The sequence below is a fragment of the Streptomyces olivochromogenes genome (assembly GCF_021538895.1).
Lineage (GTDB): Bacteria > Actinomycetota > Actinomycetes > Streptomycetales > Streptomycetaceae > Streptomyces > Streptomyces olivochromogenes_A.
In genome coordinates, this window is the sequence record NZ_JADDRL010000048.1 from 58,254 (window position 1) to 68,866 (window position 10,613).

Genomic DNA, 10,613 nt, shown 5'->3' on the forward strand with positions numbered 1-10,613 from the left:
GCCCTCATGCCGGAGCCGTACATACGCACCGCCCTGCCGGACGACGACGAGGAGTTGGGCGTCCTGGACCGGGCCACCTGGTCGCACCTGCACGCGGTCGTGCCCGCACCGCAGCCGCCGTACGTCCCCTTCTTCGACGACCGCCACAGTGCCGCCGACACCCTCGTCGCCGAGCTCGACCGGCGCATCGTCGGCTACCTCCGCCTGGGCTTCGCGACCCCGCTCGCCGCGAACGTCCACGTCCGCCAGATCCAGGGCCTCGCCGTCGCCGAGGAGGCGCGCGGGCGGGGCGTCGGCCGCGCGCTGATCCGGGCCGCCGTCGAGGAGACCCGGCGGCGCGGCGCGCGCCGGATCACGCTGCGTGTGCTCGGGCACAACGCCCCGGCACGGAAGCTGTACGAGTCCGAGGGGTTCGTCGTCGAGGGGCTGCTGCCGGAGGAGTTCCTCCTCGACGGGAAGTACGTCGACGACGTGTTCATGGGCCGCCCGGTCTGAGGCCGGGGCCGTCCGCCCGGCCCGCCGAGCCCTACGAGGTGACCAGGTCCCCGGTGTCCACCGGCGCCGTCGCGTCCGCCGCGCGCTCGGCGGCGGAGGCCACCTCGTCGGCCGTCAGGACGTAGCCCGTCTCGTCGTCGGAGGTGGAGCGGGCGAAGACCACGCCGTAGACCCGGCCGTCCGTGGTCAGCAGCGGGCCGCCGGAGTTGCCGGGACGGACCGTCGAGCGGATCGAGTAGATCTCGCGGGTGACCGTCTCGTCGTTGTAGATGTTCCGGCCCGTCGCCCGCACCCGGCTCGCGACCGTCGCCGCCTGTAGGTTCAGGTCGCCGTCCTGCGGATAGCCCGCGACGACCGCCGAGCCGCCGCGGGACGCGCCGTCGTCGAACCGCAGCACCGGGGCGGTCAGCTCGGGCACGTAGAGCACCGCGACGTCCTTGTCCGGGTCGAAGAGCACCACCCGCGCCTCGTACGACCGCCCGACCCCGCCGATCCGCACGCTCGGCCGGTCGATGCCCGCCACCACGTGCGCGTTGGTCATCACATGCCGCGGCGCGTACACGAACCCGCTGCCCTCGCGGCCCTGGTCACCGGCGGCGCCCTCGATCTTCACCGTGCTGCGCCGGGCCGCGTTCGTGGCACTGGGCGTGACACTGTCCCCGGTGGGCTTGGCGACCTCGGCGGTCGACTCGTTCTCGAACGGGTTGAAGACCTGCGGGAAGCCCGCCTCCGTGAGCGCGGACGTGGCCCCCGAGAACCATGCGGGCGTGGTGTCCGGCATCGCGTCCTGCACCGCGCCGAGCAGCACCGAGTCGCGGATCGCCGTCGTCACCACCGGGGTCGAGGAGGCGCCCAGCACGCTCGCCGCCACCCACGCCACGATCAGCACGGCGATCGAGTTGGCGGCCGCCCCGCCCATCCCGTCGGCCACCCGCAGCGCCCCCCGGTCCAGCTCGCCGCGCAGCCGCAGCGCCAGCCGCCCCGCCAGCTCGTGCCCCAGCACCGCCGGGACCAGCACCGTCAGCACCGCGGTCACCGTGGCCGTCGTCGTCCCGCGGGTGACCAGGTCCATGATCCACGGCAGGATCCACACCCCGACGACGGCGCCGCCCACGAACCCGGCCAGCGACACACAGCCGGCCACGAGTCCGCGCCGGTATCCGGACGCCGCGTAGACAAGGATCACCAGCGCGAGCAGCAGGTCGAGCAGATCCACGGAGCCGCCTTTCTCTCTGACCCCTACTTACGGGCGGGACGGGCCCAGTGATCAGTAACGCGCGCGTGACCTCCGGGGCCGGTCACACGTGCGTCCACCTACGAAAACGTCGCGGAACGGGACGATGGTTCCGCCAGGTGGCACAGCGCACATCGCGGGCGCCTCCGCCCGGCTCGACAGTGGAACGCATGCGTGTCCCGTGTGTCCTGCGAAGAGCGTGGTGGGCCGAGCGTCGGTCCGCCGTGCGCCTGCCCCGCCACGTCCTGGTGCTGCTCGGCTGCCTGCCCGGCCTCGCCGCCGTCCTCGCGCTGGTCCTGTGCGCCCGGGGCGTGGAGCGGCCGGTCGCCCAGGCGCGCCCCGCCCAGCCCGCGCACGCCCGCCCGGCGGCGCCGCTGCACCCCGCGCCCAAGCCCCGCATCGTGCCCCGGTCGGTCTGGCTGGAACCCACCGCGAGCCACGCCCAGCCGCCGCCGCGCTACGACGACAAGGTCGTCGCGGTCTTCGTCCACCACACCGACTCGCCCAACGGCTACGCCTGCGCCGACGTGCCCCGCATCATCCGGTTCCTGTACGCGGGCCAGACCGGCGCCCGCAGCTGGGACGACATCGGCTACAACTTCCTCGTCGACCGCTGCGGCACCATCTACGAGGGCCGTGCGGGCGGCGTCGAACGCGCCGTCACCGGCGCCCACACCCAGGGCTTCAACCACCGCACCGCGGGCATCGCCGCGATCGGCACCTTCACGGCCGGGGTCCCGGTGCCGCGCGCCATGACCGACGCCATCGCCGCCGTCGCCGCCTGGAAGCTGGGCCTCGCCGACGTCGACCCGCGCGGTACCACCCGGCTGACCTCCAGCAACGGCCACAGCCGCTACGCGGCCGGCACCACCGCGGCCCTGCCCGTCCTCGCCGGCCACAACGACGGCTTCATGACCAGCTGCCCCGGCGCGGCCCTGACGGCCAGGCTCGCGGACATCAGACAGACGGCGGCCCGCCTCCAAGGACGGCGGTGACCCCGGCCCACAGTCAGGCCACAGCCGTCCCGCAGCCCCCTCAGATCCCCGCGCCCTACGGTCGGGTCACCGCAAGGCCGACCGGAGGTGGGGATCATGAGCAGCAGCCGTACGGACACCACGCACAGGGCGGCCGGCTGGGCCGGGGCCGCCCGCCGCCCCTGGACGGTTCTCTGCGCCGTCGCCACCGTCGTCCTGGGGCCGGCCGCCGTCACCGCGTCCGCCCTGGACCAGGCCAACCAGGCGCCCCTGCACCACGCGGTACGGGCCGAGCGGACGCAGGCGTACCTCCCGTCGGACACCGGCCGGCGGCGCACGGCCCCCTGAGGCTCACTCCCGGAAGCGGTCCCACAGCTTGGGGTAGCGCTCGGCCAGGATCCGCTCGTTCTCGAAGTCGAGGGGCGTGCCCTCCGGCTCCGAGGGCGCGGGCGCGATGCCCAGGTCCGGGGCGACCGTCCCGGTGAGCTGCTCGTACGCCTCGTCCGCCGCGTAGCCGAGCTCCTCGCCGTCGCCGTCGATCTCCTCGTCGAAGTCGTCCAGCAGATCGGCCAGCGAGTCCGGGTCGTGCACGGCGCCCTCGAAGGCCTCCCGGCCCTGCCCGATCAGCCAGCACCGGAAGAAGTCGAACGCGTCGTCGCTGGCCCCGTCGAGCAGCACCCAGGCGGCGCCCCACAGGTCCCAGCGGTAGGCGCGGTTGTAGCGGGCCTCGAAGTGACGGGCGAAGTCCAGGACCATCTCCGGGTCCAGCTGCAGGAGCCGCTCCACGAGCAGGTCGGCCTGGTCCTCCGGATCACCCTCGGCGGCCTCGCGCGTGGCGTCCACCAGGTCCCAGAACTCCGTCTCGTCCATCACGCGTCCAGCATCGGGCCTGAGCGGGTGGGGCGCACGTGGAGTGCGGCGGATTGTTATCGGGGCTCGCGGCCGTAGAGCGCGGCGATCCGGGCGGCGTCCCGGGTGAACCGCTCGCGCAGGTTCGCGGGGGCCAGCACCTCGACCTCCGGGCCGAGCGCGGTGAGCTGGGTGTGCGCGACCTCCTCGGACTCCACCGGCACGGTCACCCTCACCCACCCGTCGTCCTCGGTTCCGGCCGCGCCCGCCAGCGCCTCGCGCGCGCAGACGGGATCGACGGCGTACGGCAGCCTGCGCACGCCCTCGGCGGACAGCCGGACGACGACCTCGGCCCGCAGGATCGACCGGGCGAACCGATCGGCCTGCCGGGCCCAGAAGCCGGGCAGGTCGAAGTCCTCGTCCCGGTCGAAGCGGGTGCCGGAGGGGTCGACGGAGGTGAACCGCTCGATCCGGTACGTACGGAACGCCTCCTTGTCCGCGACCCGCGCGCACAGGTACCAGACGCCGGCCTTCAGCACGAGCCCGTACGGTTCGATGTCCCGCTCGACCTCCTTCTCCCCGCGCCGGTAGCGGGCGGTGACCCGGCGGTCGTCCCACACCGCGTCGGCGATCGCGGGCAGCAGCACCGGTGTCTTCGGCTCCCGGAACCAGGCGGGCGCGTCCAGAAGGAAGCGCTGCGCCGCCGTGCGGGAGGCGTCGCCGAGGGAGGGCAGCAGGGCCGCCGACACCTTCAGCCGGGCGGCCGAGGCCGCGTCCTCCAGGCCCATCTCGCGCAGCGCGCCCGGCACCCCGCTGAGGAACAGCGCCTCGGCCTCGCCGCGCGCCAGCCCCGTCAGCCGCGTCCGGTACCCGCCGATCAGCCGGTAGCCCCCGGCCCGCCCCCGGTCCGCGTACACCGGCACGCCCGCCTCCGACAGCGCCTGCGCGTCCCGGGCCACCGTCCGCTCCGACACCTCCAGCTCACGGGCGAGCTCGCCGCCGGTCATCGAGACCCGGTTCTGCAGGAGGAGCACCATCTTGATGAGACGAGCCGCGCGCATGGAGCCATGATGCCGGGGCCGCAAGCAAAGGGAGCCACTCATGCCGAAGGGGCCGGCCGCCCATGGCTGCCGGCCCCTTCGATCCGGGTTACAGGCCGTACTTGTCGCGCGCTTCCTTCACCGACGTCGCCTTGACCTCGCCGCGCCGGGCCAGCTGGGCCAGGGCCGCGACGACGACGGACTGGGCGTCGATGCCGAAGTGGCGGCGGGCCGCCTCACGGGTGTCCGACAGGCCGAAGCCGTCGGCGCCCAGCGAGGAGTAGTCCTGCTCGACCCACTGCGCGATCTGGTCCGGGACCTGGCGCATGTAGTCGGAGACCGCGAGCACCGGGCCCTCGGCGCCCTGCAGGGCCTGCTGGACGTACGGGACGCGCTCCTCGCCGCGCAGCAGGGACGCGTCCGCCTCCAGGGCGTCCCGGCGCAGCTCCGTCCAGGACGTCGCCGACCACACGTCGGCCGCCACGCCCCACTCCTCGGCGAGCAGCTTCTGCGCCTCAAGGGCCCAGTGGATGGCCGTGCCGGAGCCGAGGAGCCGGATCCGCGGGGAGTTGGCCGCGGGGGACAGGCCCGCCGACTCCGCCGTGTTGAAGCGGTACAGGCCCTTGACGATGCCCTCGTCGACACCGGGGCCGGCCGGCTTCGCCGGCTGCGGCAGCGGCTCGTTGTAGACGGTGAGGTAGTAGAAGACGTTCGGGTCCTCGCCCGGTGCCGCCTCGCCGTACATACGGCGCAGACCGTCCTTGACGATCGTCGCGATCTCGTAGGCGAACGCCGGGTCGTACGTCAGCGCGGCCGGGTTCGTCGCGGCGATCACCGGCGAGTGGCCGTCGGCGTGCTGCAGGCCCTCGCCCGTCAGCGTCGTACGGCCCGCCGTGGCGCCGACGAGGAAGCCGCGGCCGAGCTGGTCGGCGAGCTGCCACATCTGGTCGGCCGTGCGCTGCCAGCCGAACATCGAGTAGAAGATGTAGAACGGGATCATCGCTTCGCCGTGCGTGGCGTACGCGGTCGACGCGGCGATGAAGTCGGCCATCGAACCGGCCTCGGTGATCCCCTCGTTGAGGATCTGGCCGTTCTTCGCCTCCTTGTAGTACATCAGCTGGTCGCGGTCGACCGGTTCGTACGTCTGGCCCTTGGGCGAGTAGATGCCCAGGGACGGGAAGAGCGACTCCATACCGAAGGTGCGCGCCTCGTCGGGGACGATCGGCACCCAGCGCTTGCCCGTCTCCTTGTCGCGGACCAGGTCCTTGATCAGGCGGACGAAGGCCATGGTGGTGGCCACGTTCTGCGAGCCGGAGCCCTTGTCGAAGGAGGCGAACGCCTTCTCGGAGGGGGTCGGCAGCGGGGCGAGCGGCTGCGTGCGGCGGGCCGGGGCCGGGCCGCCGAGCGCCGCGCGGCGCTCCTGGAGGTAACGGACCTCGGGGGAGTCGGCGCCCGGGTGGCCGTAGGGCACCTGGCCGTCGGCGAAGGCGCTGTCCGGGATCGGCAGCTCCAGCAGGTCGCGCATCGTCTTGAACTCGTCCACCGTCAGCTTCTTCATCTGGTGGTTGGCGTTCTTCGACGCGAAGCCCTGGCCGAGCGTGAAGCCCTTGACCGTCTGGGCGAGGATCACGGTCGGCGCGCCCTTGTGCTCGACGGCGGCCTTGTAGGCGGCGTACACCTTGCGCGCCTCGTGACCACCGCGCGAGAGGTGGAAGCACTCCAGGATCTTGTCGTCGCTCAGCAGCTTCGCCAGCTCGACGAGCGCCGGGTCCTTGCCGAAGAAGTCCTGGCGGATGTAGGCGGCGTCGCGGGTCTGGTACGTCTGGACCTGGGCGTCCGGTACCTCGCGCAGACGGCGTACGAGCGCGCCGGTGGTGTCGAGCGCGAACAGCTCGTCCCAGGCGTTGCCCCACAGGCTCTTGACGACGTTCCAGCCGGCGCCGCGGAACTGGGCCTCCAGCTCCTGCACGATCTTGAAGTTGGCGCGGACCGGGCCGTCGAGGCGCTGCAGGTTGCAGTTGATGACGAAGGTCAGGTTGTCCAGGCCCTCGCGGCTCGCCAGCGCGAGCGCCGCCGTGGACTCGGGCTCGTCCATCTCGCCGTCGCCGAGGAAGGCCCACACGTGGGAGGCGGAGAGGTCCTTGATGCCGCGGTTGGTCAGGTAGCGGTTGAAGCGCGCCTGGTAGATCGCGGACAGGGGGCCGAGGCCCATGGAGACCGTCGGGAACTCCCACAGCCAGGGCAGGCGCCGCGGGTGCGGGTACGACGGGAGTCCGTTGCCGCCCGACTCCTGGCGGAAGTTGTCCAGGTGCCGCTCGTCCAGGCGGCCGTCGAGGTAGGCGCGGGCGTAGATGCCGGGCGACGCGTGGCCCTGGATGTAGAGCTGGTCGCCGGAGCCGGCGGCCTCCTGGGATTCCTTGCCCCGGAAGAAGTGGTTGAAGCCGGTCTCGTAGAGCCAGGCCGCGGAGGCGAAGGTGGCGATGTGGCCGCCGACGCCGTACTTGCTGCCGCGGGTGACCATCGCGGCCGCGTTCCAGCGGTTCCACGCGGTGATCTTCCGCTCCATCTCCTCGTCACCGGGCACGCTCGGCTCGGCGGCGGTCGGGATGGTGTTGACGTAGTCCGTCTCCAGCAGCTTCGGCAGCGCGATGCCGCCCTCCTCGGCGCGCTCCAGCGTGCGGCGCATCAGGTACGCGGCGCGGTGCGGCCCGGCCTCCCTCGCGACCGCGTCCAGGGAGGCCTGCCATTCGGCGGTCTCCTCCGGGTCGCGGTCCGGGAGCTGGTCGAGCGCGCTCGGCTGGATGGCCTGGGGGTCGGTCATGTCGCCGCCTTCCTCAGTCGAAGGGGGTTCCCTCATCGGTAAGGGTTCGGGGTTGCCCTTGGTCTTTGGCAGGACAGGGCAGAGGGCTCGGGTGGAAGCCCGTCGGCGACTGTAACTCCCTGATCGATGATCGATCAAAGGTTTCAGGCCCAAAACCTCTCGATTCCGAGAAAGTCGGCACGGGGTGCCTTCGACCGTGGCACCGGGTGACGCTTTTGGGGCAGGGTTTTCGCAGGTGAGGCGGCGTTTGAGCGGGGGAGTGCTCGCGTGTTCCTCAGGCCCGCGGCGCGCAGCCCAGGACGTGGGACTTCACCAGGTCGGCGATGCGCGGATCCCGCCGCTTGAACGCGGCGACCAGTTCCTCGTGCTCCTCCGCGTACGACTGCTGCACCGTCCCCAGCCACCGGATCGACAGGGCCGTGAACACCTCGATGCCCAGCCCCTCCCAGGTGTGCAGCAGCACCGAGTTCCCCGCCGCCCGGACCAGCTCGCGGTGGAAGGCCACCGTGTGCCGCACCTGCGCCGTGCCGTCGGCCTTGCGGTCGGCCTCGTAGAGCGCGGCGACATGCGGCTCCAGCGCCGAGCAGTCCTGCGCCAGCCGCTCCGCCGCCAGCTCCGCCGCGATGGCCTCCAGACCGGCCCGCACGGGGTAGCTCTCCTCCAGGTCGGCCGCCGTCAGGTTCCGCACCCGTACGCCCTTGTTCGGCGCGGACTCGATCAGCCGCAGCGACTCCAGTTCGCGCAGCGCCTCCCGCACCGGTGTCTGGCTGACCTCCAGCTCGGTCGCGATCCGCCGCTCCACGATCCGCTCGCCCGGCTTCCAGCGCCCGCTGACGATTCCCTCCACGATGTGCTCGCGGATCTGCTCGCGCAGCGAGTGGACGACGGGCGCGGTCATGAGGGCTCCTTCACGGAGGGGCCACAGGCCCCCGAGGGCGTTTGACGTTTAGACAATAAGGCCGGAGCGCGTTTCGGGAGGGGCGCACGCGGGCGCTTACCCGCAGGTGAGACGAGACTTACACGCTTCTCGGGGCGGCTTGTTCCGTAAAGCCCCGTACCGGACCGGCCGCGGAGCCGTCACCACCGTGTCACCGAAGGCTCACGGACAGAACCCGCGACGGCCGACGCGTGTCGCGGTCGGCAGAGGGGTTTCCGGCAGGGGTACCCCCTCGGCAGGACTGGGGGAAGCGATGGGCATCCGAGGGCGGGCCGCACGGCTCGGCTGCGCGGTCACGGCGGCCGCACTGGCGGCGGTCATGGGGATCACGGCGTGCGGACCCACGGGGTCGGGCACGGACCGGCCCCGGCACGGCAAGACCAAGAAGGTGAAGACCAAGGCAGCGGGCGCCGGGGCCGGCACCGTCCTGACGGCGGGCCGGGGACAGCCCGCAGGCCCCGGCGGCGCCTGCGTCTTCGTGAAGCCGGACGGCGCCCAGAAGTTCGGCCACGTCGGCTGGGGTTTCCGCATCGCCGGCACGAAGCGCTGGGAGTACGGCGCGGTCGAGAACCCCACCAACAAGCTGTACACCCCGCCCGGCGGTGACATCGGCGCCTGGCACGCGCAGGGGTCGTACGACCGCATGCTCGACGACATGGCCCGCGACGCCTTCCCCCAAGCTCTCGGCTCCGCTCGAACAGGGGGGACCCCCATCCCCGGCAAGTCCACGCACCCGTACAGCCGTTATCGCTGCACGTCGTCCTCGACGAGCGACGTGCGCGCCGCCCGGAGGATGATCCGCACCGTCGAGGGGCGCGGCTTCCTGGTCGGCGTCGACCCGCGGACCGGCGAGCTCACCTCGCGGGACTGCCTCGACGCCACGTACGACGTCCTGAAGGCGTACCGCACCGAGGACCTGACCCCCGCGCCCCGCCTGTACATCCCCAACGTGTGGGTGGAGACGCTGGTCACCTGGTCCGACGGGACGCTGACCCGCAGGTGATACGACGGTGCCCCGCCCGGAGAGGCTCCGGGCGGGGCACCGCAGGGCAACGACGAAGGCCTACAGGCCGAGCTCGACCTCGAACTCGCCCGCCTCCAGGATCGCCTTGACCGCGGTCAGGTAACGGGCCGCGTCGGCGCCGTCCACCAGACGGTGGTCGTAGGAGAGGGTCAGGTAGGTCATGTCGCGGACGCCGATGACCGTGCCCTCCTCGGTCTCGATGACCGCCGGGCGCTTGACCGTGGCACCGATGCCGAGGATCGCGACCTGGCCCGGCGGCACGATGATCGTGTCGAAGAGCGCGCCGCGCGAACCCGTGTTGGAGATGGTGAAGGTCGCGCCGGACAGCTCGTCGGGCGTGATCTTGTTGGCGCGGACCTTGCCCGCGAGCTCCGCCGTGGCCTTGGCGATGCCGGCGATGTTCAGGTCGCCCGCGTGCTTGATGACCGGGGTCATCAGGCCCTTCTCGGAGTCCACCGCGATTCCGACGTTCTCGGAGTCGAAGTAGGTGATCGTGCCCTCGGCCTCGTTGATCTTGGCGTTGATGACCGGGTGGGCCTTCAGCGCCTGGGCCGCCGCCTTCACGAAGAACGGCATCGGCGAGAGCTTGACGCCCTCGCGCGCGGCGAACGAGTCCTTGGCCTGGGTGCGCAGGCGCATCAGGCGCGTGACGTCGACCTCGACGACCGACGACAGCTGGGCCTGCTCGTGCAGCGCCTTGACCATGTTGTCGCCGATGACCTTGCGGATGCGCGGCATCTTGACGGTCTGGCCGCGCAGCGGGGAGACCTCGAGGGCCGGGGCCTTCTTGGCCGGCGCGGCAGCGGCGGCCGGAGCCGGGGCAGCGGCGGCGGCCTTCGCGGCCTCGGCGGCGGCGAGGACGTCCTGCTTGCGGATGCGGCCGCCGACGCCGGTGCCCTTGACGGTGGCCAGGTCGACGCCGTTCTCGGCGGCGAGCTTGCGCACCAGCGGGGTGACGTAGGCGCCCTCGTCCGTGGCCTGCGCGGCGGCCGGAGCCGCACCCGGGGCGCCGATGACGGCCAGCTTGGCGCCGACCTCGGCGGTCTCGTCCTCGCCGACCACGATCTCCAGGAGCACGCCGGAGGCGGGCGCCGGGATCTCGGTGTCGACCTTGTCGGTGGAGACCTCGAGCAGGGGCTCGTCGGCCTCGACGCTCTCGCCGACCGACTTCAGCCAGCGGGTGACGGTGCCCTCGGTGACGGACTCACCGAGCGCGGGCAGGACCACGTCGGTGCCCTG

General features: G+C 72.5%; 10 protein-coding genes. 4 read left to right on the forward strand and 6 right to left on the reverse strand.

Annotated features, from left to right (window positions below; all coding sequences use genetic code 11):
* Positions 1–6 precede the first annotated feature (6 nt).
* The gene (locus IPZ69_RS24140) at positions 7–495 is read left to right on the forward strand and encodes a GNAT family N-acetyltransferase (protein ID WP_235456401.1); all 489 of its coding nucleotides are present in this window, start codon (positions 7–9) and stop codon (positions 493–495) included.
* A gap of 31 nt (positions 496–526) precedes the next feature.
* Here IPZ69_RS24140 and IPZ69_RS24145 read toward each other — a convergent pair whose 3' ends face one another.
* On the reverse strand, positions 527–1,711 hold the full coding sequence (locus IPZ69_RS24145; RefSeq protein ID WP_235456402.1) for a MarP family serine protease: 1,185 nt from the start codon (positions 1,709–1,711) through the stop codon (positions 527–529).
* A 188-nt stretch (positions 1,712–1,899) separates the two neighbouring features.
* Between IPZ69_RS24145 and IPZ69_RS24150 the strand changes: the two genes are divergently transcribed.
* On the forward strand, positions 1,900–2,724 hold the full coding sequence (locus IPZ69_RS24150; RefSeq protein ID WP_235456403.1) for a peptidoglycan recognition protein family protein: 825 nt from the start codon (positions 1,900–1,902) through the stop codon (positions 2,722–2,724).
* Positions 2,725–2,820: 96 nt separating this feature from the next.
* Positions 2,821–3,051 carry a hypothetical protein gene (locus tag IPZ69_RS24155; protein ID WP_235456404.1) on the forward strand — a complete coding sequence of 77 codons (231 nt, stop codon included), beginning with the start codon at positions 2,821–2,823 and terminating at the stop codon, positions 3,049–3,051.
* A gap of 3 nt (positions 3,052–3,054) precedes the next feature.
* On the opposite strand, the gene IPZ69_RS24160 is transcribed toward IPZ69_RS24155, so the two are convergent.
* The 4 genes from IPZ69_RS24160 to IPZ69_RS24175 form a co-directional block, all read right to left on the reverse strand.
* Positions 3,055–3,573: a DUF4240 domain-containing protein gene (locus IPZ69_RS24160; RefSeq protein ID WP_235456421.1), complete on the reverse strand. Its 519-nt coding sequence runs from the start codon at positions 3,571–3,573 to the stop codon at positions 3,055–3,057.
* A gap of 56 nt (positions 3,574–3,629) precedes the next feature.
* Positions 3,630–4,613 carry a helix-turn-helix transcriptional regulator gene (locus tag IPZ69_RS24165; protein WP_235456405.1) on the reverse strand — a complete coding sequence of 328 codons (984 nt, stop codon included), beginning with the start codon at positions 4,611–4,613 and terminating at the stop codon, positions 3,630–3,632.
* An 88-nt stretch (positions 4,614–4,701) separates the two neighbouring features.
* Positions 4,702–7,413: a pyruvate dehydrogenase (acetyl-transferring), homodimeric type gene (gene aceE, locus IPZ69_RS24170; protein WP_235456406.1), complete on the reverse strand. Its 2,712-nt coding sequence runs from the start codon at positions 7,411–7,413 to the stop codon at positions 4,702–4,704.
* Positions 7,414–7,687: 274 nt separating this feature from the next.
* On the reverse strand, positions 7,688–8,311 hold the full coding sequence (locus IPZ69_RS24175) for a GntR family transcriptional regulator (RefSeq protein ID WP_235456407.1): 624 nt from the start codon (positions 8,309–8,311) through the stop codon (positions 7,688–7,690).
* 292 nt (positions 8,312–8,603) lie between these two features.
* Between IPZ69_RS24175 and IPZ69_RS24180 the strand changes: the two genes are divergently transcribed.
* A complete protein-coding gene (locus IPZ69_RS24180) occupies positions 8,604–9,353 on the forward strand; it encodes a hypothetical protein (RefSeq protein WP_235456409.1) in 750 nt (249 codons plus the stop codon).
* Positions 9,354–9,413: 60 nt separating this feature from the next.
* Here the strand turns inward: IPZ69_RS24180 and sucB are convergent.
* Positions 9,414–10,613, reverse strand: a 1,200-nt coding sequence (gene sucB, locus IPZ69_RS24185; RefSeq protein ID WP_235456412.1) for a 2-oxoglutarate dehydrogenase, E2 component, dihydrolipoamide succinyltransferase, incomplete at its 5' end; no start/stop codon positions are given.